Annotated in this window: 21 protein-coding genes; 5 read left to right on the top strand and 16 right to left on the bottom strand. The window is 66.0% G+C overall.

The annotated features are described in order from the left end of the window. Window positions 1–8: 8 nt before the first annotated feature. The 3 genes from NUW50_RS15275 to NUW50_RS15265 form a co-directional block, all read right to left on the bottom strand. Complete coding sequence (locus tag NUW50_RS15275; protein ID WP_258289998.1) at window positions 9–371, bottom strand: SPW repeat domain-containing protein; 363 nt, start codon at window positions 369–371, stop codon at window positions 9–11. A 223-nt stretch (window positions 372–594) separates the two neighbouring features. Further along, on the bottom strand, window positions 595–1,035 hold the full coding sequence (locus NUW50_RS15270; protein ID WP_258289997.1) for an ETC complex I subunit: 441 nt from the start codon (window positions 1,033–1,035) through the stop codon (window positions 595–597). A gap of 80 nt (window positions 1,036–1,115) precedes the next feature. Then, on the bottom strand, window positions 1,116–1,613 hold the full coding sequence (locus NUW50_RS15265) for an Hsp20 family protein (protein WP_258289996.1): 498 nt from the start codon (window positions 1,611–1,613) through the stop codon (window positions 1,116–1,118). A gap of 214 nt (window positions 1,614–1,827) precedes the next feature. Between NUW50_RS15265 and NUW50_RS15260 the strand changes: the two genes are divergently transcribed. Continuing rightward, window positions 1,828–2,052: a hypothetical protein gene (locus NUW50_RS15260; protein WP_258289995.1), complete on the top strand. Its 225-nt coding sequence runs from the start codon at window positions 1,828–1,830 to the stop codon at window positions 2,050–2,052. A 42-nt stretch (window positions 2,053–2,094) separates the two neighbouring features. Here the strand turns inward: NUW50_RS15260 and NUW50_RS15255 are convergent, their stop codons facing one another. From NUW50_RS15255 to araD, 7 genes are all read right to left on the bottom strand, one after another. After that, on the bottom strand, window positions 2,095–4,299 hold the full coding sequence (locus NUW50_RS15255) for an amylo-alpha-1,6-glucosidase (protein ID WP_258289994.1): 2,205 nt from the start codon (window positions 4,297–4,299) through the stop codon (window positions 2,095–2,097). Window positions 4,300–4,316: 17 nt separating this feature from the next. Then, a complete protein-coding gene (locus NUW50_RS15250; protein ID WP_258289993.1) occupies window positions 4,317–5,417 on the bottom strand; it encodes a glycosyltransferase family 4 protein in 1,101 nt (366 codons plus the stop codon). 414 nt (window positions 5,418–5,831) lie between these two features. Continuing rightward, a complete protein-coding gene (locus NUW50_RS15245; RefSeq protein ID WP_258289992.1) occupies window positions 5,832–6,785 on the bottom strand; it encodes a 2-hydroxyacid dehydrogenase in 954 nt (317 codons plus the stop codon). Continuing rightward, entirely contained in the window at window positions 6,785–7,690 is a 906-nt protein-coding gene (locus tag NUW50_RS15240) for a 5-dehydro-4-deoxyglucarate dehydratase (protein WP_258289991.1), read from the bottom strand. Before NUW50_RS15240 ends, NUW50_RS15245 begins: the two co-directional genes overlap by 1 nt. A gap of 81 nt (window positions 7,691–7,771) precedes the next feature. Beyond that, window positions 7,772–8,482 carry a ribonuclease activity regulator RraA gene (locus tag NUW50_RS15235; protein WP_258289990.1) on the bottom strand — a complete coding sequence of 237 codons (711 nt, stop codon included), beginning with the start codon at window positions 8,480–8,482 and terminating at the stop codon, window positions 7,772–7,774. A 12-nt stretch (window positions 8,483–8,494) separates the two neighbouring features. Beyond that, the gene (locus tag NUW50_RS15230) at window positions 8,495–9,700 is read right to left on the bottom strand and encodes an L-talarate/galactarate dehydratase (protein WP_258289989.1); all 1,206 of its coding nucleotides are present in this window, start codon (window positions 9,698–9,700) and stop codon (window positions 8,495–8,497) included. Continuing rightward, a complete protein-coding gene (araD, locus tag NUW50_RS15225; RefSeq protein WP_258289988.1) occupies window positions 9,700–11,445 on the bottom strand; it encodes an L-arabinonate dehydratase in 1,746 nt (581 codons plus the stop codon). The genes NUW50_RS15230 and araD overlap by 1 nt, the downstream gene beginning before the upstream one ends. A gap of 302 nt (window positions 11,446–11,747) precedes the next feature. On the opposite strand from araD, the gene NUW50_RS15220 reads away from it, so the two are divergent. Beyond that, entirely contained in the window at window positions 11,748–12,479 is a 732-nt protein-coding gene (locus NUW50_RS15220) for a GntR family transcriptional regulator (RefSeq protein ID WP_258289987.1), read from the top strand. Between the two features lie 13 nt (window positions 12,480–12,492). On the opposite strand, the gene NUW50_RS15215 is transcribed toward NUW50_RS15220, so the two are convergent. From NUW50_RS15215 to NUW50_RS15190, 6 genes are all read right to left on the bottom strand, one after another. Next, entirely contained in the window at window positions 12,493–13,911 is a 1,419-nt protein-coding gene (locus NUW50_RS15215; protein WP_258289986.1) for a hypothetical protein, read from the bottom strand. A gap of 146 nt (window positions 13,912–14,057) precedes the next feature. Next, the gene (locus tag NUW50_RS15210; protein ID WP_258289985.1) at window positions 14,058–15,680 is read right to left on the bottom strand and encodes an ABC transporter ATP-binding protein; all 1,623 of its coding nucleotides are present in this window, start codon (window positions 15,678–15,680) and stop codon (window positions 14,058–14,060) included. After that, entirely contained in the window at window positions 15,673–16,593 is a 921-nt protein-coding gene (locus NUW50_RS15205) for an ABC transporter permease (protein WP_258289984.1), read from the bottom strand. The genes NUW50_RS15210 and NUW50_RS15205 overlap by 8 nt, the downstream gene beginning before the upstream one ends. Window positions 16,594–16,600: 7 nt before the next feature. Next, the gene (locus tag NUW50_RS15200) at window positions 16,601–17,515 is read right to left on the bottom strand and encodes an ABC transporter permease (RefSeq protein WP_258289983.1); all 915 of its coding nucleotides are present in this window, start codon (window positions 17,513–17,515) and stop codon (window positions 16,601–16,603) included. Window positions 17,516–17,569: 54 nt separating this feature from the next. Beyond that, window positions 17,570–19,078 carry an ABC transporter substrate-binding protein gene (locus NUW50_RS15195; RefSeq protein ID WP_258289982.1) on the bottom strand — a complete coding sequence of 503 codons (1,509 nt, stop codon included), beginning with the start codon at window positions 19,076–19,078 and terminating at the stop codon, window positions 17,570–17,572. 210 nt (window positions 19,079–19,288) lie between these two features. Further along, the gene (locus NUW50_RS15190; RefSeq protein ID WP_258289981.1) at window positions 19,289–20,176 is read right to left on the bottom strand and encodes a DMT family transporter; all 888 of its coding nucleotides are present in this window, start codon (window positions 20,174–20,176) and stop codon (window positions 19,289–19,291) included. 278 nt (window positions 20,177–20,454) lie between these two features. Between NUW50_RS15190 and NUW50_RS15185 the strand changes: the two genes are divergently transcribed. Genes NUW50_RS15185 through NUW50_RS15175 form a run of 3 tightly spaced genes read left to right on the top strand, consistent with a single transcriptional unit; the run spans window position 20,455 to window position 23,446 of the window. Then, window positions 20,455–21,600, top strand: coding sequence for a sialidase family protein (locus NUW50_RS15185; RefSeq protein ID WP_258289980.1), 1,146 nt, complete (start codon window positions 20,455–20,457; stop codon window positions 21,598–21,600). After that, complete coding sequence (gene pdxA / locus NUW50_RS15180; protein ID WP_258289979.1) at window positions 21,597–22,544, top strand: 4-hydroxythreonine-4-phosphate dehydrogenase PdxA; 948 nt, start codon at window positions 21,597–21,599, stop codon at window positions 22,542–22,544. Before NUW50_RS15185 ends, pdxA begins: the two co-directional genes overlap by 4 nt. Further along, window positions 22,541–23,446 (top strand): dihydrodipicolinate synthase family protein, encoded by a 906-nt coding sequence (locus tag NUW50_RS15175; protein WP_258289978.1) that lies wholly within the window; start codon window positions 22,541–22,543, stop codon window positions 23,444–23,446. Before pdxA ends, NUW50_RS15175 begins: the two co-directional genes overlap by 4 nt.

The raw sequence follows: 23,446 nt of genomic DNA, 5'->3' as shown, positions 1-23,446 counted from the left end.
CAACCGAACTAGGCGGTCAGTGCCGAGTTGCCGCCGTCGTTCTTCCAGCGCCGCCAGGCGGGAAGGGCCAGCGCAAGCGCGCCGAGAGCCACATGGGCAAGCGCGATACCGAGCGTGAAGCCGGCCGCGAGAGCCCACGGGCTGATCGCAGCCCAGACACCCGCAACCATACGCGCCCAGTCGAGCCCTTCATGCGGCCGCCAAAGCGCGAACAGCGCAAGCACTGCGATCAGTCCGCCTGTCAGCAGGGCACTCCAGAAACCGATACCGGTCATGGTGACGACGAAGGGCAACCCGGCGAGGGCCAGTCCCGCGACAAGGCTGATGCCGTCGCCAATCTTGTCATAGTTCGTGGTCCAGGTCTTGCTCATGGTGTTACCTCCTTTCTCTTCACCGGGGATTCAATGCGGTCGAGCCAGCCGCTTCGGCGCCGGCGCGGGCGGGAAAGGAAGCAATTCCTCCTGCGAAACCGCGCCGGTCGCGATCTCTTCCAAGGCAAGCTCTACGGTGGCTTGCGATCCGGGTTCGGCCCGAGATTTCGCCATCGCCGCATTTCCGATCGCACCGCCCTTTCGCACCGGCCATCGCGTCGCGCTAGGTTTGCGGCATCTCCGACAGTCCCAGCCGAGAGAGCGCGGCGTCTGACCAGAGCCCGGCCAGCCGGTCCCGGCTCCGGGCGGCACGGCGCCCGGCTTCGCCTGCCGGCAGCTGCACCTCGTAAGCCACTCCCAGACGCTTTGCATGGCGGACAGCGGCTTCCAGCGTCGGAAAGCTCAGGACCATCTGCTGAATCGCGTCGCCGCCGCCCGTCCAGCCCATCATGGGTTCGAGCCGCGAACCGGTCCGGCGCGGAAAGCTCATCTTCCAGGCTTTCATATGCGCCCGCCCCGAGGTCATTGCCGACTTCGGCGGTTTCCAGATCCGGGCGACCGCACCGTCGGGCAGAGAAGAGTCCCAGTCTGGTCGCGAACCGGCCTGACTCGGAATGGTTGAGACATGTGATCGTCCTGTGAAATCTCCGCTGATCACGTTCATCGCCTGACCTCCAGATTTCACCAAGGGCGTCCGGCCGCCACCAGAGCGGCCGGAGCATCCCGGTCTGGGCTCAAGAGACTTCAGGCCGCGACAGGTTCCGGCTCTCGATCCATCTCGATCTGCCTGGTCTCGAGACCTTCGGTTGCCACGGGAGTCGCGATCTCGATCCGACGCGGTTTGAGTTCCTCGGGGACCTCGCGCTTGAGCTGGATGATCAGCAGGCCGTTGGACAGGGTGGCCCCTTCGACCCGGACGTGATCGGCCAGTTCGAACCGACGTTCGAACGAGCGGTCGGCGATGCCGCGATACAGATAGCTGACATTGCCGTCACCTTCGGGCATCTCCTTGCGGCCCGACACGATCAGCATGTTCTTGTCCTGGGTCAGGCTCAGATCGTCTTCGGCAAAGCCCGCCACCGCCATGTCGATGCGATAGTCGTCCTCACCGGTCCTGACGATGTCGTAAGGTGGCCAGTTGTCGAGCGTCTCCACTCGACGGGCGGCCTCGAGCGCGTCCAGCATGCGGTCGAAGCCGACGCTCGAACGGAACAGAGGTGCAAAATCAAGTGTCGTTGCCATAGCCATATCCTCCTTTGAGCAACATGGGTACAGACATCGGGCACACCGCGGAAGCGGCGTCCCGCCTTTTTTTCCGATCCCCATCTGGGCGATCGGTACAAATTGATTTGGAACAGCACCTTACGGTTTCAAGAGGGTGCTCGATAACCTTTTTTCTGCGAACAGAACTCCCATATCTGACCCGCTTCCCTGAAGCATTCGAAAGGAGGAGATCATGACCGAGAACGACGTGAAAGGCATCCTGGGTCCCTGCACGGACCCCACGCTTCTGTCTGATATTCTGCGCACCGGCGCGGACGCCTCCGAGCTTGCCTGTGCCAAGGCCTGGGTCGAGGCGGACGAGGCGCAGGTTGATGCCCATCGCCCCTTCCCGTCGGGCCGGGTCGCCCAGTTGGTAGAATTGCTCGAAGCCGATCAGGAAGAAGACGAGCTGCTGTAACGGAAATCGGGCTGGCGCAGAAGCTGGCGCCAGCCCGTCCCTTCAGGTGGTTGCGATGACCCGAACCGGTCCGTCGCGGCGCAGAACGTCGGCAACCACATGGGTGCCGGACCGGCGCAGAGCCACATCGACGGATCCGCCATCAAGGCGCAGATTGCGCAGGACGACCTCTCCCAGGAACTCCGGAAGGATCGGTTGCTCGAAGATCACCTGCCGCGCCTCGGCGTCGAAGCGCAGCCCGAGACAGGCCTGTAGCAGCAACAGCGGCGCTCCGGCCGCCCAGGCCTGCGGCGTACAGGCCACCGGATAGAAGGTCGGGCCTTGCGTCTCGCGGCGCGGGAAGCCGCAGAACAACTCCGGCAACCGGCGCAGGTCGATATAGGTGGCGGCGGAGAAGATCCCCTCGAAGATTCGCGCGGCCTCTTCGCGGAATCCGTAGCGCGCCAGCCCTGCCCCGATCAGCGCATTGTCATGCGGCCAGACCGAGCCGTTGTGATAGCTCATCGGATTGTACCTGGCCGCGCCCGCGGACACGGTCCTCACGCCCCAACCGCAGAAAGACGACGGCCCCATCAGCGCACGCACGACCATGTCGGCGCGCTCCTCCGGAACGATCCCGGTCCAGAGCAGATGGCCCGCGTTCGAACTACGCACCCGGCAGGGCCGTTTGTCACCATCGAGGGCGAGCACATAGGTCCCAAGCTCATCGTCCCAGAACGCCGCGTCAAAACGGGACTTCAGTTCCTCGGCCTTTTGCGCCAGCTCCCGCTCGATCCCGTCATGGCCGAGTTCCCGTGCGATCCTGGCTGCGGCCCGCTGGGCGGCATAGACGTAGCCCTGCACTTCGCAAGACGCGATCGGCCCCATGGCCAGCGCCCCGTCGGCGTGAAACACCGAGTCATGACTGTCCTTCCACCCCTGGTTGGCCAGCCCCTTGTCGCTGCGCCGTCCATATTCCACGAAACCGTCGCCGTCCCGGTCGCCATGGCTCTCGATCCAGTCGAGCGCCGCGCGGACATGCGGCCAGAGCGTTTCCAGCACCTCGCGATTGCCGGTGCGTTCCAGATACGCCCCGGCGACCATAACGAAAAGCGGTGTGGAATCCACGCTGCCATAATATCGCCGGAACGGGACTTCGCCGGTTTCCGCCATTTCGCCGTAGCGCATCTCATGAAGGATCTTGCCCGGCTCGGCATCGGTGCCCGGATCGAATTCCGTTGCCTGGTTGGCCGCAAGATGAAGCAGAACACCGCGTGAAACGGCCGGGTCGAGCCAGAGCATCTCCCAGGCCGTGATCAGCGCGTCGCGCCCGAACACGGTGCTGAACCACGGCACGCCGGCATAGGGATAGGGTCCATCCTCGGTATCGGTCATCAGCATGTAGAGGTCAGAGACCGAACGGCGCATGGTCTCGTTGAAAATATCGTTGGAGCTCTGGACCGTGGCCGCACGGGAGGCCGAACGTCTGAGCGCATGCCGTGCCTCGCGCAGGGACCGGAAGAACAGCCGCGACGGCGCCTCGTCCGCCCTGTCCACATTGCAGCCGATCTCGATGAACAGCGAGCGCGTCTCACCGGGGGCAAGGTTCAGACGATACACCGCCCTGCCCGCATCGAGCTCCGCGGGCGCAGGATCGAAACGCAGCGCGGTGCGACGTGGATTGTGGTCGAGCCCCCGGTAGGACAGCAGCACATGCGCCTCGTCCACCTCCGGCAAGAGCGACGTCCCCCGATCGGCCCGCTCCCGCCCGCGCACTTCGAAGATATCCGCGAAATCCGACGCGAAGGCGATTTCCACGGTGATCTCATGCGAAGCCTCATCGAAATTGCGCAGCGCCAACCGCTCGTAACAGGTGCCCTGCCAGAGAAACCGCGTCCGGCGCATGTGGATGCGATCATGCGCGATCCGGCAGCGACCGGTTTCGTCATGCAGGTCAGGGTTGGTCAGATCGCAGGTCAGCGTGGCATTGTCGTCGCGCAATGTGGACGAGAGCAGCATGGGCCGCTCTCCGCCGATGGTCAGGTAGTAGTGCGACAGATAGCGGGTGTCGCGATGGAACAGGCCCTCGGGGCTGCCAGGCCCCGAGAGCAGATCCCCGTTGTGATCGAATACGGCGAAAGTATCGCCGTGCTTCAGGGTTCGCGGCCGCCGCTCCTGCAACGAGGCCGCCGCCGGGATGAAGAATTGCGCCGACGGCGTGACCGACGGTGATCTGCGCAATGCCACTTGTTGCAGCGCATCGGTCATCTCGATCTCCTCCGCTGTCACTCAGCCGCATGCACAACCTGGGCCCCATGGCCCCCAAGCATATGCGGTAGCGGCACTCTCGTGGCCTCGACGCCCGGCAGCCCGCGATAGATCTCGACATAGTCGCGTGCCATGCGATCCGCGGTGAAGCGTTCTTCAAAGGTCGCACGCACGATTCCCCTGTTGATCCGGTCGAGCTTGGCCACGGCCGCGACGGCATCGTCGATTGAATGCACGACATAGCCGGTCAGCCCCGGCTCCACGATCTCGGGCACCGAGCCGTTCGCCCATGCGATCACCGGCGTGCCGCAGGCCATGGCCTCGATCATCACCAGCCCGAAGGGTTCCGGCCAATCGACCGGGAACAGCAGCCCCCGCGCATTGCCCAGGAACTCGGCCTTCCGGGTTTCGTTGATTTCCCCGATGAATTCCACATTGTGATGGGCGTCGATCATCGGCGCGATGGTCTCCTCCCAATACTTGCGGTCCACATCAGCGATCTTGGCGGCGATTTTCAGGGGCATCCCTGCACGCGCCGCGATCTCGATGGCGCGATCCGGGCGCTTCTCGGGCGAGATCCGGCCCAGAAAGACAAGGTAATCCCCCTTCGGGCGCTCCGTGAAGGGCAGCAGATTCCGGGGAAGCCCGTGATAGACCGTCCCCGCCCAGTTCACGAAGGGCAGCGGGCGGCGCTGGTCGTCAGAGATCGACACCAGCGGATAGTTCGGGAAGGTCGCGTAGAAGGGGCGCAGATCGGGCACGTCGAGCCGCCCGTGCATCGTCGTCACCATACGGTCGGCGAAGGCCCGCGCCATGGGGTAGTGCAGGAAATCGATGTGGAAATGCAGCACGTCGAACTCATCGGCCCGCAGGCGGACCTCCTCCAGCATTGCGACATGCCAGGGCAGCGATTCCTTGACGTCCGGGTCAAGCCGCAGCGCCTGCTTGCTGCAAGGCACCAGATGGGCCTTCGTCCGGCTGTCACCACTGGCGAACAGCGTGACCTCGTGGCCCTGCCTGACCAGTTCTTCCGTGAGGTACGAGACGATCCTTTCGGTCCCCCCGTAGAGACTCGGCGGACAACTTTCTTCCAGCGGTGCGATCTGTGCGATCTTCATCAGCAAAACCTCCTCATCTTTTGAGCGAAGCCTCAACAATGAATGCGAGGAGGTCTTTCGCGATCACCCCGCCTGGGCATGACCGCCGGATGTGGCATCTCGAATTCGGACAGGCGTGGCACAAGATCACCGCCCTCCGCCGGACCATGGTTCCGGAACGCGAGATGGCCTTGCCCGGCAAATCCTCCTGCGCAAAACAGAGATGTCAGATAGCAGGGAACCCCTGCAAGAGGTTCAGTTAGAAATTAACTTTGGAGTTTCAACGCCCTCCGGCGCGCAAAGATATGAGGTAGCCGCCATTTCCCGGACGGTTCTGCGGCGCGGCCAGGACCGGCGGTGGGGATTTCGGCCGTTTCCCTGAACAATCCGGCGGGCTGCCTGCGCCTGCCGCAACCCGCGAACGGGCGCCCGACCCTAACCGGAAAACACGATATCCGACGCCGGGATCGGTTGTCCGGCGTGATGGGCCCGGATGTTCCTGGCCCAGTTGCCGACCATCCGGGTCAGATTGTCCTCGGTGCGGCCGCCGACATGCGGGGTCAGCACGGTGTTGGGCAGGCTCAGCAGGGGATTGTCCGGCGCCGGCGGCTCCGGGTCGAAGACATCCAGCCCCAGCCCGCCGAGTTGTCCCGAGACCAGCGCCTCGATCATCGCCGCCTGATCGACCAGCCCGCCGCGCGAGGTGTTGATCAGCACCGCCCCGCGCCGCATCCGGGCGAACTCCGCCGCGCCGAGCAGTTGCCGCGTCGCGGCGTTCAAGGGCAGGTGCAGCGACAGGATATCGACCGACTCCAGCAGCCCCTCCAGCGGCAGCCAGCCGGGCTGGCCGTCGAGCGGGCCGGAGGGCCGGGTATAGGCGATGTCGCAGCCGAAGCCGCGCAAGCGCCGCGCCACCGCCTGGCCGATGGCGCCGACGCCGACCAAACCGACGCGCAGCTCCGACAGGTCGCGCGCCCCTTCCCAGAGCGCATCCATCTTCCATGTGCCCTGCCGCAGCCTGGCGTCGGCCGCCGGTATCCGGCGCAGCACCGCCAGCATCAGCCCCAGCGTCAGATCGGCGACCGAGGGGGCGTTCAGCCCCGGCGAGCGGGCCACGGTGATGCCGCGGGCCTGCGCCGCCTCCAGCGGAATGCAGTTCAGCCCGGTGCCCCAGGCGTGGATCATCCGGATGTCGGGCGCCCCGTCGAGCAGTTCGGGGGTCAGCCGGGCGCCGCGCACCACGGCATAGGTCGCGCCTTTCAGCGCCGCCGCGAGGCCCTCCGCATCCAGCCCGGCTGCGGAGCGCAGGTCGAGGTCCGGCCCGGCCGCGGCCCGCACGGCGGCGGCAAGCGCATCATCGACGGTTTCCAGAACCGCGACCCGGGGCATCAGTTGTGACCCTGGATCAGCGCCTCCATCATGGCGATTTCCTCGTCCGTGAGGTCGGTCAGCGGTGAGCGGACCGGGCCGGTCTCGAAGCCGCGCAGCCGCGCCCCGGCCTTGATCGCCGAGACCGCGTAGCCGGTCTTGCGGTCGCGGATCCGGGCGAAGGGATAGTAGAAGTCGCGCAGCATCGCCTCGCAGGTCCGGTCGTCGCCGCGGGAAAAGGCGGCGTGGAAGGCCAGCGCCGTTTCCGGGACGAAGTTGAAGACCGCCGAGGAATAGGTATCGACCCCGGCGCCGCGATAGGCCTGGGCGAAGAGCTCATGCGTCGGCATGCCACCGATATAGGCCAGCCGGTCGCCGTTCTCGATGGTGATCCGCCGCACCGTGTCGATGTCCCCGGTGCCGTCCTTGAAGCCGATCAGGTTGGGGCACTCTTCCGCCAGCCGGGCCAGGGTCTCGGCCGAGACCCGGCTCTGGCCGCGGTTGTAGACGATGACGCCCATCCGGGTGGCCTTGCAGACGGCGCGGATATGCGCCTCGATCCCGTCCTGCGGCGCGGTGATCAGGTAATGCGGCAGCAGCAGGATGCCGTCGCCGCCGGCCTCTTCGATGCCCTGCGCCATTTCGCAGGCCAACTTGGTGCCATAGCCGCAGCCCGACAGGATCGGCTTGCCGGGCTGCGCCGCCTTGGCGGTGCGGACCACGTCGCAGACCTCCGAGGGGGTGAGCGAGAACAGCTCGCCCGTGCCGCCGGCGACGATCAGCCCCGCGATCGGATGCGGCGAGAGCCATTCGAGATGCGCCGCGAATGCCTTGGGATTGAACGCGTCGTTCTCGTCGAAGGGCGTGACCGGAAAGGACAGGAGTCCCGATCGTATGGTGTCGCGAAGGTCGTGCGGAGAAAGCATATGGATGTCCATTCAAGGGGTTGCGGCGCTTTGGCGGCGCCGGTTGTCACGGGATGGCCGGGTCGGGAACCACGCCGGCGGCTAGCGGTTGTTCGCCTTGCGCCAGGCTTCGAAGGCGGCGCGGTTCTCGTCCTTGGTGCAGGGGTAGAGCCCGATGATGGTCTGGCCCTCGCGCACCTTCTCGACCACGAAATCCTCGTAGGCGGTCATCTCGACGGCTTCGTCGGCGATCTCGTCGGCGATCTCGGCGGGGATCACGATCACGCTGTCGTCGTCCCCGACCAGCACATCGCCGGGAAACACCGCCACATCGCCGCAGCCGATCGGACAGTTGATCTCGATCGCCTCGTGCAGGGTCAGGTTGGTCGGCGACGACGGGCGCGAATGATAGGCCGGAATCTCCAGCGCGCCGATCGACATGGCGTCGCGAAAGCCGCCATCTGTCACCACCCCGGCGCCGCCGCGCATCATCAGCCGGGTGATCAGGATGTCGCCGGCAGAGGCCGCGCGGGGGTCCTTGCGGCTGTCCATCACCAGCACCGCGCCGGGCGGGCATTGCTCGACCGCCTGGCGCTGCGGATGCATCGGATTGAGGAACTCCTTCAGCGTGTTGCGGTCCTCGCGGGCCGGCATGTAGCGCAGAGTGAAGGCCGGGCCGACCATGTTGCGGCCCTTCGGCCTCACCGGGCGCACGTCCTGGATCACCTGGTTGCGCAGGCCGCGCTTGTAGAGCGCGGTCGCCAGCGTGGCCACGGACACGTCGGCAAGCTTGTCCTTGGTTTCGGTCTTCATCGGTCGTTCTCCTTAATCCTGGACGGGAGCGCCCGTCTCCCAGCTGTCTTGCGTCCAGTCGCGGGCCCGCGACGAGAGGGTCAGGGAAATTCCCGGCTGCGAGGGCACGGCGACGCGGCCGTCGGAAATCTCCAGCCGCTCGTCGAAAAGCTCCTCCATCCAGTGGAAATGCTCGATCCAGGGCTCTTCCGGGAAGGCCGCCGCCAGATGCACATGCAGTTCCATGATCCAGTGCGGCGCGATCGCGACCCGATGCGCCTCGGCCATGCTCATCGCCTTGAGGAAGGGCGTGATGCCGCCGATCCGCAGCGCATCGACCTGGCTGACGTCGCAGGCCCCGGTCTGAACCAGCTGGATCGCCTCGCGCGGGGAGGTCAGCATCTCGCCTGTCGCCACCGGGGTCGCCAGTTCCCGGGCCAGCGCGGCATGGCCTTCGAAGTCCAGCGCGTCGAGCGGCTCCTCGATGAAGGCCAGCCCGAGGTCATCGACGATCTTGCCGAACTGAAGCGCATAGGCACGGTCCCATTGCTGGTTGGCGTCGATCATCAGGGCGATGTCATCGGGCAGATGGCTGCGCAGCGCGTCGATCCGGAGCAGATCCTCCTGCCCGTCCGGCTGCCCGACCTTCATCTTGATGCCGCCGATCCCGAGCGCCAGCGACCGGTCCGCCGCCGCCTTGATCTCTTCGGTGCTGGCCTGAAGATACTGGCCTTCGGAATTGTAGATCCGCAGGCTGTCGCGATGGGCGCCCAGAAGCTTGGCCAGCGGCAACCCGGCGCGTTTCGCCTTCATGTCCCAGAGCGCCACGTCGAAGGCGCCGATGGTCTGGTAGGACATCCCGCCCTGCCCCAGGGAATTGGTCTGCCAGCGCAAGAGTTCCCAGAGCCGGGCGATGTCGTTCGGGTCATGGCCGATGATCCGCGGCGCGATCTCGCAGGCCAGGGCGAACATGCCCCTGCCCCCGGCCCGCAGCGTGTAGGAAAAACCCATGCCGGTCCGGCCGCCTTCGCTGACCATCTCGACCGTCAGGATATCCACCGCCGTCAGCGGCGACTGGCGCCCGGTCAGCACCTTGGCGTCGGAGAGCGCGAATTTCAGCGGCAGCACGATATGGCTGATCTTCATGCCCGCGATCGCGTCCTGGCTGGCAGCGCCGCGCGGAGCCCCGGCCAGGGGTGGACGGGCCGAGATACGTCGTCTGGTAAGGTCGAGAGTCATCAGTTGATCGCCGGGTCTGGGGTGGGTCCGCCGAATTCGGAGCGGAGGAAATCGAAATCGCAGCCCTTGTCGGCCTGTTCGATATGCTTGGTGAAGATGTAGCCGTAGCCGCGTTCGTAATTCGGCTCGGGCGGGGTCCAGGCGGCGCGGCGGCGGGCCAGCTCGGCCTCGGAGACCTGCATGTTCAGGCTGCGGTTCGGGATATCCAGTTCGACGATATCGCCGGTCCTGAGCAGGGCGAGCGGCCCGCCGACCCAGGACTCGGGCGCGACATGCAGCACGCAGGCTCCGAAGGAGGTGCCCGACATCCGCGCATCCGACAGCCGGACCATGTCGCGGAGGCCGTCCTTCATCAGCGCCTTCGGCATCGGGATCATCCCCCATTCCGGCATCCCCGGTCCGCCCTGCGGCCCGGCGTTGCGCAGCACCAGCACGGTATCCGGGGTCATCGGATAGTCCGGGTCGTCGATGATCCGCTTCATCTCGGCATAGCTGTCGGCAATCAGCGCCGGGCCGGAATGCCTGTGGAACTTCGGATCGCATGCCGCCGGCTTGATCACCGCGCCATCCGGCGCCAGGTTGCCCTTCAGCACCGCCAGCGAGCCTTCGTGATAGACCGGGTTCGACAGCGGCCGGATCACGTCGTCATTGTAGACCTGCACGCTGTCCAGCCCATCGGTCAGCGGCCGCCCCGAGACGGTGATCGCGCTGTCGTCGAGCTTCTCGCGGATCTGCTTCATCAGTGCCCGCAGCCCGCCGGCATAGTAGAAATCCTCCATCAGGTAGTCCTTGCCCGAGGGCCGGATATTGGCCACCACCGGGGTGCTGCGGCCGATCCGGTCCAGATCGTCCAGCTCCAGCGGCACGCCGGCGCGGCGGGCCATGGCGATCAGATGGATGATCGCATTGGTCGAGCATCCCGTCGCCATCGCCACCGTCACCGCGTTCTCGACCCCGGCGCGGGTGATGATCTTGTCCGGAGTCAGGTCCTCCCAGACCATGCCGACGATGCGGCGGCCGCATTCGGCGCTCATCCGCTGGTGATTGGCATCGGCCGCCGGGATCGACGAGGCGCCGGGCAGCGTCAGGCCCATTGCCTCGGCGATCGCGGTCATGGTCGAGGCGGTTCCCATGGTCATGCAATGACCATAAGAGCGCGCGATTCCGCCTTCGATGCCGACCCATTGCTCCTTGCTGATCGTCCCGGCCCGGCGCTCGTCCCAGTATTTAAACCCGTCGGTGCCCGAGCCCAGCGTCTGGCCGGCGTAGTTGCCGCGCAACATCGGCCCGGCGGGCAGGTAGATGAAGGGTATCCCCATCGAGACGGCGCCCATCACCAGCCCCGGCGTGGTCTTGTCGCAGCCGCCCATCAGCACCGCGCCATCGACCGGATGCGAGCGCAGCAGCTCCTCGACCTCCATCGCCAGCATGTTGCGGTAGAGCATCGTCGTCGGCTTGACGAAATTCTCCGACAGCGAGAGCGCAGGCAATTCCATCGGGAAACCGCCGCGTTGCAGTATGCCGCGCTTCACCCACTCGACCCGGTCCTTGAAATGCATGTGACAGGGCTGCGCCTCGGACCATGTGTTGATCACCGCGATGATCGGCTTGCCTTCCCAGTCCTCGGGGCCATACCCCATCTGCATGGTCCGCGACCGGTGCCCGAAACTGCGCAGATCGTCCGGCGCCATCCAGCGGGCCGAGCGAAGCTCGGCGTAGGTCTTTTTCTTCGTGTCTTCAGTCATTTTCGAACCTTCAAGAATTCGGGCCGGCCGCGCGGACGTCAGCCGGACCGGAACCGCAGCCAGGCCGCGCACGGAGGTACGACCGTCACCCCTGGCAGGTGCTGGCGCTTGCTGTCGTCATGCGGTCTTCCGCGAACACATGATCGCCGCTGTCAGACTCGGATGTCCTCCCCCGGTGATGAGTCTACTCATATATTAGTGCCCTAGTTGAATCAATCCGCAACCCGCCCTACTCTCGACCCCGGCGCCGGGCCGTCGTTTGCTTTTGGCCGGGGAGCGGATATGCATTTGGAATGACCGAGATGGACCATGATGCCTTAGCCTTCCTCGCGCGATCCGGGATGGTCGGGCTGCCCTCCGCCGCGCAATCCGCAGGCGGGGTTTCGGCCGTGCATCGGGTCTATGAAAGCCTGCGGCAGAAGATCATCAATCTCGACCTGCCGCCCAACACCGTGCTGACCCGCACCGAACTGGCGCTGCAATACGATGTCAGCCAGACCCCGCTGCGCGAGGCGCTGCAGAAGCTGGAAGGTGACGGGCTGGTCGAGATCGTGCCGCAGTCGCGCACCACGGTGTCGCGGCTGGTCACCTCGGAAATCCGCGAGGCGCATTTCCTGCGCGTCGCCATCGAGACCGAAGTCATGCGCCGGCTGGGCAAGGATTGCGACCCGACGGTCATCAAGCGGCTGGAAACGATCCTGACCATGCAGGAGGCGCTGGCCGGCAATCCCGAGGAGTTGCCCACCTTCCAGGAACTGGACGAGGCGTTTCACCAGACGCTTCTGGCCGGCGCCGGCCAACCGGGCCTGCACAACCTGCTGCGCGCGCGTTCGGGGCACCTGAACCGGCTGCGCCGCCTGCACCTGCCGGGGCCGGGCAAGATCGCGAATATCCTGAAGGGCCATCACGAGATCATCGCGGCACTGACCGCACATGATCCCGAAGCCGGCCAGCAGGCGATCCGCGATCACCTGAGCCAGACGATCAGCCGGGTCGACGATCTGCGCCGCGAATACCCCGACTACTTCGCCTGACGCCGCCGGGCGGTCAGGTTCCGCCGGTCAGAAGAGCGAAGACCCCGACCAGAGACAGGGACGCCAGCAGCGTGAAGCCGATGTTCCAGACCCAGGTCAGCCGCCGGGTCGGTATGCCGGCGACCCTCTCGACCATCAGCACCACCGTGGCAAAGGGCGAGAAGGTCATCGACAGCGCCCAGCCGCAGGAAATTGCAAAGGCGATCAGCGTCGGGTCCGCCGGCAGCACCGGCAGCGCCGCGAAGAGCGAGCCGAAGAACACGGCCATCATGATCGGCGACAGGGCCAGCAGGCTGAACAAAGAAAGCGCCGGCGGGATCAGCGACAGGAAGACGAAATCGGGCATTGCGTCGAGTTGCAGGAAGGCGGCCAGCTGCTCGGCCGGCACCTGCCCCGCCGCCGCACGCCCGATGAAGCCCGAGGTGGCCAAGGTGATCGCGACCGACGCGGTCCGGGGCAGCCCGACCACCACGATCTTGCGCATCTCGCCGCGCAGCGGCGCGATCCAGCCGGGCCGCGGAAAGCCGCCCTGCACCGCGAGCCAGCCGACCACCATGAACGGACAGGCGAGCAGCAGGCCGAAGACGACACCATCGCCCGACAGCCAGACGATCAGCGCGATCATTCCGAACAGCCAGGCGCAGGCGGCCAAGAAGAGCAGCGCCTCGGTCAGGGGGAACGGCGTCTCGCGGCGCACCCCCGAGGGCCGGAAACGGCGGAACCGCCAGCGATCCTCGAAGGCGCCCAGGACCATGATCAGGACAAAGACGGCCAGCCCGTATTCGATCCAGAGCAGCCGGTCGACGCCCGGGATCAGCTCGGCCACCGCCAGCGGCGCCAGCGCGGTCGGCGACCAGGTGACGCTCCAGGCAAAGCCGCGCAGCAGCGCCGAGACCTGTCGCCGCTCGCGGATGTCGTTCAGCGCGTCGCCGGGGGTCGCCGAGGCGATGCCGCGCTGGATCAGCGGCACCAGAAAGCTGACCACGCCGAGATTGAACATCACCGCCAGAATCCCGGTGCCGGCATTCAGCGCATAGTAGCGCCGCCCCGGCGGCTGGCTGGTCAGGTAGACCCCGCAGGCAGCGATCGAGGGCGACCGCGCGGCGGTCTCGAAGAGCAGGCTCATCAACAGGATGAAGGTCATCAGGAAACTCGCCTGATCCAGAGCCGGGCCCAGTTCCAGCATCGGCTCCGGCATCCGGATCAGGATCAGCACCGCAAGGGCGCTGCACAGGGTCAGCAGGTAGATCTCGCGCATCCCCAGCCCGCGCAGGTTCAGGACCACCACCCCGGCCATCGCCAGCCAGGCTAGGGTCTGGACCTGATGCTGCCCGGTCAGCCGCGCCGCCAGTTCCAGCAGGATCACCGCGACCAGCATGATGGCCAGGGCAAGCCGCCGCCGGGGCTGCGCTGCGGCCGCTTCCGGGCTCATGCGGAGGTCCGGCCGGTATCGAACCGGACAGGGGTCGGGCGGAGGTCTGGAACGGATGCAATCATGCCGACCCGGCTGATAGCGCCTTCAGCAGGCGGGCGACAGTGGGCTTTTGCCGGACCGCGCCGCGCCGGTCCCCTGCGATGTCATGCCGATGCCAGATCGCGCGCCGCGCGGCGGGCGGCCTGCACCTCGGGGTCCGGGTCCAGGCTGGCGGCCAGCAGGTTGCGTGTATAGGTCTCTTGCGGGTTGTCGAATATCTCCCGCACCGTGCCCTGCTCCACGATCCGCCCGCCCTGCATCACGATCACCCGATCCGCGAAATCGCGGACCAGCGGCAGGTCATGCGCAATGAAGAGATAGGCCAGGCCCAGACGCTTCTGCAGATCGGCCAGAAGGTCGATCACCTGGGCCTGGACCTGCACGTCCAGCGCCGAGACCGCCTCGTCGCAGATGATGATCTCGGGTTCCAGCGCCAGTGCGCGGGCGATGGCGATCCGCTGCCGCTGGCCGCCCGAGAACTGATGCGGAAAGCGGTCGGCATGTTCCGGCGCCAGTCCGACCTGATCCAGCAGCTCGGCGACCCGGGCCCGCCAGCGGTCCTTCGGCAGGATGTCGCGATGGATCGCCCAGGCCTCCGAGATCAGCTCATAGGCCGACATTCGCGGGTTGAGGCTCTGGGTCGGGTCCTGAAACACCATCTGGATTTCACGCCGGATCGCGAAAAGCTCCTTCGGCGACATGGCGAACAGGTCGCGGCCCTTGTAGAAGGCGGTGCCCGCCGTCGGCTCTTCCAGCCGCAGCAACGTCTTGGCGAGCGTCGATTTGCCCGAGCCGCTTTCCCCGACAATGGCCAGGCATTCGCCCGGCATCAGCTCGAAATTCGCGTCCTTCAGCGCCTCGAAGGCACCGTATTTCTTGCCCAGCCCGCGCACCTTCAGGAACTCGGCGCCCTCCTTGGCCACGCCGCCCGACATCGCGCCCTTGCCCGGCGCCGAGGCGATCAGGTCGCGGGTATAGGCGTGTTTCGGGTTGCGATAGACTTCGAGCGCGGTGCCCTGCTCGACGATCCTGCCGCCGTTCATCACCACCACCCGGTCGGCGGTCTCGGCCACCACGCCCAGGTCATGGGTGATCAGCAGCAACCCCATCCCGGTCTCTTTCTGCAGGACTTCCAGCAGCGACAGGATTTGCGCCTGCACCGTCACGTCCAGCGCCGTGGTCGGCTCGTCCGCGATCAGGATGTCGGGGCGCAGCGCCAGTGCCATCGCCACCATCAGCCGCTGCCGCTGACCGCCCGAGAACTGGTGCGGGTATTTCTGCACTGCCGTCGCGGGATCGGGGATCCCGACCCGGCCCAGCAACTCCAGCGTCTCGGCCCGTGCCTCGGCGCGCGGAGTGCCGTGGATCGTCATCGTCTCCTCGATCTGCCAGCCGACCCGGTAGACCGGATTCAGTGCGCTCAGCGGGTCCTGGAAGATCATCGCGATCCGCTTGCCGTTGATCTCGCGCCGCTCGTTGCTGTCCATCTGCAGAAGGTCGCGGCCCTCGAACAGGATCTGGCCCGCGGTGATCTTGCCTGGCGGGCAGTCGATCAGGTCCATCACCGCCGAGGCCGAAACCGATTTGCCCGAGCCGCTCTCGCCGAGGATCGCCAGAACCTCCCCCCGGTCCAGATGCCAGCTGACATCCTGCACCGCCTTCACCCGCCCGCCGGCGGTGTGGAACTCGACCGAGAGATTTCGGACCTCGAGAAGATGATCAGTCATTCTTCTTCCCCATTTCCAGGCGCCAGCGCTGCGCCGGATCAAGCGCCACCCGCATCCAGTTCGACAACAGGTTCAGGCTCAGCGTGGTCAGGATGATCGCCAGGCCGGGCCAGAACGACAGCCACCAGGCATGGGTCAGATAGGGCCGGCCCTGCGACACCATCAGCCCCCAGGTGATCTCGGGCGGCTGGATGCCGATGCCCAGGAAGGACAGCGAGCTTTCGGCCAGCATGACGAAGGCGAAATCCAGCGTGGCAATGGTCAGCAGCGTGGGCAGCACCATCGGCAGGATATGGCGAAAGACGATCCGCCGGGCCGAGGCGCCCATCACGAGGGCGGCCTGCACGAACATCCTTTCGCGCAGCTCCAGCACCTCGGCACGGGTGGTGCGCAGATAGATCGGGATCCGGGTGATCGCCAGCACGATGATCAGGTTGGTGACCGAGGCCGACAGCATGTAGAGCACGATCACCGCCATCAGCAGCGACGGGAAGGACATGATGACGTCGGCCAGCCGCATGATCGCCTGGCTCAGCCCCCTGCGGCTGTAGCCCGCGACCAGGCCAAGCGCGGCACCGATCAGCAGCGAACAGGCCACCGCTCCGGCGGCGACCATGATCGTGTTGCGCGCCGCGACGATGATCCGGGCCAGCAACGGCCGGCCCAGAGCGTCGGCCCCCAGCACGAAGGCCCAGCCCCGGGTCAGATCGAAGGGCGGCGCGTTGCGCCCGCGCAGGTTCTGCCGTGTTGCCAGGTTGTCCAGCAGCATCGGCCCCAGGATGGCGCAGAGAAGCACCACGATCAGGAAGATCATCGCCACGAGGGCGAACTTGTCGGCCCAGAGCATCGCGGCCAGTCGGCGAAAGCGGCTCTGCCCCGCCGCGCTCGGGACATCTGGAGTGGTTTCGGTCATCGCCGCCTCAGTACCGGATGCGCGGATCGAGAACCGCGTAGGAGAGATCGATCAGAAGGTTCATGATGAAGATGGCCATCGCCGTGACCATGATCGAGGCGAGAACCACCGCGAAATCACGTTGCAGGATGGAGTCGATCATCAGCTTGCCGACCCCGGGAAAGCCGAAGATCGTCTCGACCACCACGGCGCCGTTCAGCATCCCCGCCGCCTGGTCGCCGATCACCGTGATGACCGGCAGCATCGCGTTGCGCAGCGCGTGAACGAAGATGATCGGCCGCGGCCCGACGCCCTTGGCCCTGGCGGTCTTCACATAGGCCGAGCTCAGCGACGAGATCATCGAGCCGCGCACGACCTGCAGGATCAGGCCGAAGGGCCGGATGAACAGTACCGCCACCGGCAGAATCCAGTGCCAGACCGTCCCGGTGCCCGAGGTCGGCACCCAGCCGAGGTAGACCGAGAAGAAGACGATGGCGACGATGGCGATCCAGAAATCCGGGGCCGAGGCGCCGATCAGGGAAAAGAAGGTGGCGATCCGGTCGAAGACCCCGCCGACCCGCGACGCGGCCAGCGCGCCGAAGATGATCGCCGCGACGGTCACCAGAAGCATGGTGACGGCGGCCAGCGTCAGGGTCCAGCTGAAGGCTTCCAGCACCACCTGAAGGGCCGGACGCGCCTTGCGGATCGAATCGCCGAAATCGAGCGAGAGAACATCACGGGCATAGTGAAAGAACTGGACCAGGATCGGATCGTTCAGGCCGTGTATCTCGCGAAACTGCTCCCGCGATTCGAGACTGGCATCGACCGGCAGGTAGAGCGAAGTCGGATCGCCGGTCAGCCGCGAGAGGAAGAAGACCAGGACGATCAGACCGATCAGGGAAAGCCCGCTTGCCACGGCTCGTTTTCTGATGAACGTCTTCATCTGGCCCTCCCCTTGGCAGACGAGCGGCGGGCGGCAAACCGCCCGCCGTCAGGGTCACTTGAACTTGATCTGCGACAGTTGCAGTTCCGAGTTCGTGTTGATCGTCGGCTTGAAGTCGAGCCGTTCCGAGACCCGGCTGAAGCCGACCATGTGGAACAGTAGCACATCGGCAACGACATCGTCGTGCAGATAGGCAAAAAGTTCCTTCCACAGTGCCGCCCGCTCGTCGCCTGTCGCGGCGGTGGCGCGGGCAATCAGGTCTTCGGCCTTCTCGTCGCACATGCCGGACTGAAGACCGTCGCAGGCATATTTGAAGTACATGGTGAACACCGGATCGCCCTTGGCGTTGTCATGCATCGCCTCGATCAGCTGCGGTCCGCGATCTTCCGCGAAGGGCTGCGAATAGAGGTCGACCCATTCGCCGGTCTCGTACATCTCGAGCTTGGTGTTGAAACCGACATCGCCCAGCATCTGCTGCAGCGCTTCCATCACCTCGGTCACGTTCGGGAAGTTCCCGGTGCGGCCGATCAGGGTGATTTCCGCGTCCACCGGAACGCCGTCCGCCTTGGCTTCGGCCAGAAGCGCCTTGGCGCCTTCCGGATCATAGGCCGTGGGCGTCAGGTCCGGGTTCCAGCCGATGGTCGAGGGCGGCACCAGTGCCGTGGCCTTGATCGCATCCGACGGAATCAGCGTGCCGAGGAACGCATCCCGGTCGATCGCCATGTTCAGCGCCTTGCGCACCCGGACATCATCCAGCGGCGCGACGCCCTGGTCGATCCGCAGATAGGTGGTTTCCGAGTTCGGATAGCTGAAGTCGGTCGCCGGGTCGGTCGCGTCCAGTTCCGAGATCACCGGCGAAATGTCTGCCTCGCCGGTCTTGACCATCGCCGCCCGCACCGCGTCGTCCGTGCGGAACAGATAGGTGGCCTTGGTGACTTCCGGCTCGGCACCCCAGTAGTCGTCGCGACGGTCGAGCACGATCGACTGGCCGGCCTTCCACTCGGTCAGCACATAGGGGCCGGTCCCGATCGGGTTCTGCACGAATTCTTCGGGCGTCTCGGCCGGGACGATGGTGAGGGTCGACATCAGCAGCGGCAGGATCGGCTGCGGCGGGTCGGCCTTCAGGTCGATGGTCAGGTCGTCCACCACCGTCGGCGTGACCTTGATGCCGCCGAAGTACTTGGCGCCGATCTCGCAGGAGATCTTCGTGCTCACGACCCGTTCCATCGAGTGCTTCACGTCGCCGGCATCCAGCGTCGTTCCATCCGAGAAGGTGACCCCGGGATGCAGGTGGAACCGCCAGGTGCCGTCCCCCATGTCTTCCCAGCTGTCGGCCAGCCGCGGCTTGAGACCCTCGGTCGGGCTCAACTCGGTCATGGTCTCGGAAATGTTCTGAAGAATGACCCGGCCGATGTTCGATTTCGACGCCATGCAGGGGTCGATCGATTCGAGTTCCTCGTTCAGAACGATGATGATGTCCGTGTCCGCGGCATAGGCCGGGGCAAAAGCGGTGACGGCAAATGCCGTCCCCAAAAGACATGCGGTCAGATTGCGCATGGTCATCTCCTCCTCCTTGTTGGTGCAGCAGTCTTCGTCGGGCACGCGCGCGCTGCTTCAGCCTGCGCCCCCGTCTCCTCCATGACGCGGCAACCGGTCCGGGTGGCCGCGACATCCCTCTGATATATTAGTGTACCTTCATTGTTCCCCAAAGCGAAACTTGTTTCAGACTGATATAACATCTGTATCAATAACCTCGGTTGCGGTATCAGGCCCCTAGATTTCCCTGAACTTTCGGCTGCGGGCGCTGCGGGCCATCAGCAGGGTCGCGCCGAAGATCACCGCCGCCCCGATCCAGGTCGAGACCGACACCGTCTGGCCAAAGATCATGAAAGCCAGGAACGCGACGATCGGCAGCCGCAGGAAATCCATCGGCGCGATCAGCGAGGCGTCGGCCAGGGACAGGGCCCGCGTCACCAGGCTCATGTTGAGCGCGCCGAGCACCCCCTGCAGGGCCAGGAATCCCCATTGCGCCGGGGTTGGCGTGACCCAGACCCAGAGCGCCGGTATGATCGCGATCGGAACCGTCAGGATCAGGTTCCATGCGACCAGGGTCTCGGTCGAGTCGCGGGCCGACATCGGTTTGAGGATCAACTGAATCACCCCGGTCAGGAGCGCCCCCAGCAGCGCATAGAGGAGGCCGATCGAAATCCCCGTGCCATGACCTGGACGCAGAACGATCAGAACCCCGATGAACCCCAGGACCGAGGCCACGACCCGAATGGCGCGGGGCTGCTCGGAAAGAAACACCCAGGCCCCGATGCTCACGAAAATCGGCGCGGTGAAGGCCATTGCGGTCGCATCCGCCAGCGGCGCCGAGGCGAAAGCCGCGAAGAAGGCCACCAGCGAGGCCAGCTTCAGCGCCGCCCGCAGCACATGGCGAAAGCGGTAATGCGACCGCAGGATACGCGGCCGCGCCAGAATCCAGGGCAGCACCACCAGCAGGCCGAACAGCGACCGGGTGAAGCCGATGATGAACGGATGGACCGCCGGCGACATCAACCGCACGAGCACCGCATCAACGGCATTGATGACCGCCACAAGCAGCATCAGCCCGACTCCGATCATGGCGGAGCGGTCGATTTCCGCTGCTGTCCGCGTCAACGCCATTGCCCTCCACTTTCCCGGATCCGGTCCAACGCCCGCCGCAGCGGGGTCTTTCGCCAAGGTTTCTCCGGCGCCGCAAATTGTCAACATGATTTGCAAGGCCGAGACATGGAAATTTCCGAAATCCACCTAGATAACTGTTTTGTCGTGATTATTTCTATCAATCAGCCGACGACACGCCACCCGAACAACCATTTTCAACTTGACAACTTGTTCAGATAAACCAATTCCTGACGCCGAACCGACTGCCTTTCTTGCAAACCTGCGGGGACCGAATGACTCAACCCGACCCATCGCCCGAGAGCATCGCCGCGGGCATGGACGGCAAGCTTCGGCACACCGCCCCCGGCCGCCGGGAAGCACTGCTGCCTTCGCCCTGCGTCCAGAATCACGCGGCCTTTCTGGCCTGGCGGGCGGGCCGGCTGGATTGTCTCTGGTTCGCCGGATCGCTGGAGGGCAAATCCGATATTTCCGTGCTCCGCTCGACTCTCATCGACGATGAATGGCGGCCGGCCGAGCAACTCTCGGACGATCCCGATCGGTCGGAACAGAACCCGGTGCAGTTCTCGGCCCCGGATGGCCGGGTGCTGCTGCTGCACACCGCCCAGCCCGGCGGCAATCAGGACGCCTGCCTGCTGCGGATGCGCGAGATCGGGCAGCCGCCGCGCGATCTGCCCCTGCCCCCGGGCACCTTCATCCGCGCCCCGATCCATCTGCGCAGCGACGGCGCCTGGCTGCTGCCGCTGTTCCGCTGCGTGCCCCGGCCCGGGCAGCGCTGGACCGGCAGTCACGATTCCGCCGCGCTGGCGATCAGCGAGGACGCCGGCGCAACCTGGCGTCAGGTCGAGGTGCCGGAATCGACCGGCTGCGTGCACATGACACTGGTTCCGCTCGGGACCGGCCGGCTGGCGGCCTTCTTCCGGCGGCGGCAATCGGATTTCGTTCATCGCACCGAAAGCGCCGATGGCGGCGAAAGCTGGTCGGTCCCGAAGCCCACCGACGTGCCGAACAACAATTCCTCGATCTCGGTCATCCGGCTGCGCGATGGCCGCATCGCCATGGCCGGCAACCCGGTGAATGCCGCCATGCATCCCGACCGGCGCGACTCGCTCTATGACGAGTTGGAGGAGGACAGCCGCCCGCAGGCCTCGGGCGGATGCAACCCGATCTGGGGCGTGCCGCGGGCACCGATGACGCTGTGCCTGTCAGGGGACGCAGGCCGCAGCTTTCCACGCCGGATCATCGTCGAGGACGGCCCCGGCACCTGCCTGACCAACAACAGCCTGGATGGCCGCAACAAGGAAATGTCCTATCCCTCTCTGGTCGAGGCGCCGGACGGCAGCCTGGACCTCGCCTATACCTACCACCGTCGCGCGATCAAACATGTGCGACTCTCATCCGAATGGCTGGACGCGCAATGATCGGAATCACCATGGGCGACGCGGCGGGCGTCGGGCCGGAAATCACCTTGAAGGCGGTTGCCGAAATGACACCCGAAGACCGGGCACGGACCCGGATCTTCGGCTGCCGCAGGACGCTCGAGGCAGCGCAGGCGGCGGTGGGCACCGATCTGGACCTGGGCCGGGATGTCGCGCTCACCGATCTGCCGGTCGAGGACGCGCCGCTGCCCTGCGGCAGGGAGGATGCCCGCGCCGGCGACGCCGCCTTTCGCTGTATCGAGGCGGCGGTGCGCGCCGCCCAGGCCGGCGAGATCGGCTGCATCGTCACCGCACCGATCAACAAGGCGGCGCTGAACGCTGCCGGACATCACCACGACGGCCATACCGGGATGCTGGCCGCGCTGACCGGCACCAGCGGCGTCTCGATGCTGCTGGCATCGGAACGGCTGAAGGTGATCCATGTCTCTACCCATGTCAGCCTGAAGACCGCCATCGAGCGGGCCCGGCCCGACCGGGTGCTGGAGACCATCCGTCTCGGCCATGCGCATCTGAAGCGGATCGGCTACGAAACGCCCCGGATCGCCGTCGCCGGGATCAACCCGCATTGCGGCGAGGGCGGACTGTTCGGGACCGAGGACGACACCCAGATCGCGCCGGCGGTGGCGCGGGCCCGCGCCGAGGGCATAGACGTCCGGGGGCCGATCCCCGCCGATACGGTGTTTCACCGCGCCTATCACGGAGGCTTCGATCTCGTCGTCGCCCAGTATCACGACCAGGGGCACATCCCGATCAAGCTGGTGGCCTTCGACACCGCCGTGAATGTCTCGGTCGGGCTGCCGATCGACCGCACCTCGGTCGATCACGGGACCGCCTTCGACATCGCCGGCAAGGGCATCGCAAAGCACGAGAACATGAACGAAGCCATCGCCTATGCGCGCAGGCTGAACAGCGGGAGAAAGACATGACCCACGCCATCCGGGGCGTCCACTGCGCCGCCGCCACGCCGGTCACCGCCGACGGCACGCCGGACCTCGGGCTCTTCGCCGCGCATTGCCGGGCCCTGCTGGACGAAGGCTGCCATGGAATCGCGATGCTGGGGACGACGGGCGAGGCGAACAGCCTCGGCCTTGGTCAGCGCAAGGCCCTTGTCGAAGCGGCGATCGCGGGCGGGGTTCCGGCGGCGACGCTGCTGCCCGGCACCTCGGCCCCCTCGGTGGCCGACACCGTCGAGCTCACCGCCCATGCGGTGGCTGCCGGCGCCAAGGGCTGCGTGCTGCTTCCGCCCTATTACTACAAGGGGGTCAGCGACGAGGGCCTGTTCCGCTTCTATGCCGATGTGATCGAAGGCGTCGGAGAGTCCCGGCTGAAAGTGGTGCTCTACCACATCCCGCAGGTGACCCAGGTGCCGATCTCGCACGCCCTGATCGAGCGGCTGCTGGCCGCCTTCCCCGGCACGGTCTGCGGCATCAAGGACAGTTCCGGCGATCTGGAGAACATGAAGCAGATGTGCGAGCGGTTCCCGACGCTGGGCGTTCTGGCCGGGGCCGATCCGCTGATGCTGCCGGTGCTGGGCTTTGGCGGCGCAGGCTGCATCACTGCGACCTCGAACCTGCGCGCCGATGCGCTGCGGGTGGTCTGGGAAGGCTGGCAGGACCCGGCCCGCGCCGAGGAGGTTCAGGCCGCACAGGCCCGGATCGATGCCTGGCGCAACCTGTCGAACAGCCATGCACAGCTGCCCACCATCAAGACCATGCTGGCACGCAGCCGCGGCGACATGGGTTGGCTGAACGTGCTGCCGCCGCTGGTCGAACTGCCCGAGGCCGCGCGCGAAACCGTCTGGGCGGAAATGGCCCGGCTGGGCGGATGA

This window comes from Frigidibacter sp. ROC022 (genome assembly GCF_024723735.1).
Lineage (GTDB): Bacteria > Pseudomonadota > Alphaproteobacteria > Rhodobacterales > Rhodobacteraceae > SLM-1.
This window is presented reverse-complemented; position numbering and strand designations above follow the sequence as displayed.

Bases quoted from the DNA above. Each gene is read 5' to 3' on its own strand.
- NUW50_RS15275 (WP_258289998.1), bottom strand. From the start codon at position 371: ATGAGCAAGACCTGGACCACGAACTATGACAAGATTGGCGACGGCATC.
- NUW50_RS15270 (WP_258289997.1), bottom strand. From the start codon at position 1,035: ATGAACGTGATCAGCGGAGATTTCACAGGACGATCACATGTCTCAACC.
- NUW50_RS15205 (WP_258289984.1), bottom strand. From the start codon at position 16,593: ATGACCGAAACCACTCCAGATGTCCCGAGCGCGGCGGGGCAGAGCCGC.
- NUW50_RS15200 (WP_258289983.1), bottom strand. From the start codon at position 17,515: ATGAAGACGTTCATCAGAAAACGAGCCGTGGCAAGCGGGCTTTCCCTG.
- NUW50_RS15235 (WP_258289990.1), bottom strand. From the start codon at position 8,482: ATGAAGACCGAAACCAAGGACAAGCTTGCCGACGTGTCCGTGGCCACG.
- NUW50_RS15265 (WP_258289996.1), bottom strand. From the start codon at position 1,613: ATGGCAACGACACTTGATTTTGCACCTCTGTTCCGTTCGAGCGTCGGC.
- pdxA (WP_258289979.1), top strand. From the start codon at position 21,597: ATGATCGGAATCACCATGGGCGACGCGGCGGGCGTCGGGCCGGAAATC.
- NUW50_RS15210 (WP_258289985.1), bottom strand. From the start codon at position 15,680: ATGACTGATCATCTTCTCGAGGTCCGAAATCTCTCGGTCGAGTTCCAC.
- NUW50_RS15240 (WP_258289991.1), bottom strand. From the start codon at position 7,690: ATGCTTTCTCCGCACGACCTTCGCGACACCATACGATCGGGACTCCTG.
- NUW50_RS15260 (WP_258289995.1), top strand. From the start codon at position 1,828: ATGACCGAGAACGACGTGAAAGGCATCCTGGGTCCCTGCACGGACCCC.
- NUW50_RS15220 (WP_258289987.1), top strand. From the start codon at position 11,748: ATGGACCATGATGCCTTAGCCTTCCTCGCGCGATCCGGGATGGTCGGG.
- NUW50_RS15255 (WP_258289994.1), bottom strand. From the start codon at position 4,299: ATGACCGATGCGCTGCAACAAGTGGCATTGCGCAGATCACCGTCGGTC.
- NUW50_RS15250 (WP_258289993.1), bottom strand. From the start codon at position 5,417: ATGAAGATCGCACAGATCGCACCGCTGGAAGAAAGTTGTCCGCCGAGT.
- NUW50_RS15195 (WP_258289982.1), bottom strand. From the start codon at position 19,078: ATGACCATGCGCAATCTGACCGCATGTCTTTTGGGGACGGCATTTGCC.
- NUW50_RS15215 (WP_258289986.1), bottom strand. From the start codon at position 13,911: ATGAGCCCGGAAGCGGCCGCAGCGCAGCCCCGGCGGCGGCTTGCCCTG.
- NUW50_RS15185 (WP_258289980.1), top strand. From the start codon at position 20,455: ATGACTCAACCCGACCCATCGCCCGAGAGCATCGCCGCGGGCATGGAC.
- araD (WP_258289988.1), bottom strand. From the start codon at position 11,445: ATGACTGAAGACACGAAGAAAAAGACCTACGCCGAGCTTCGCTCGGCC.
- NUW50_RS15245 (WP_258289992.1), bottom strand. From the start codon at position 6,785: ATGCCCCGGGTCGCGGTTCTGGAAACCGTCGATGATGCGCTTGCCGCC.
- NUW50_RS15230 (WP_258289989.1), bottom strand. From the start codon at position 9,700: ATGACTCTCGACCTTACCAGACGACGTATCTCGGCCCGTCCACCCCTG.
- NUW50_RS15175 (WP_258289978.1), top strand. From the start codon at position 22,541: ATGACCCACGCCATCCGGGGCGTCCACTGCGCCGCCGCCACGCCGGTC.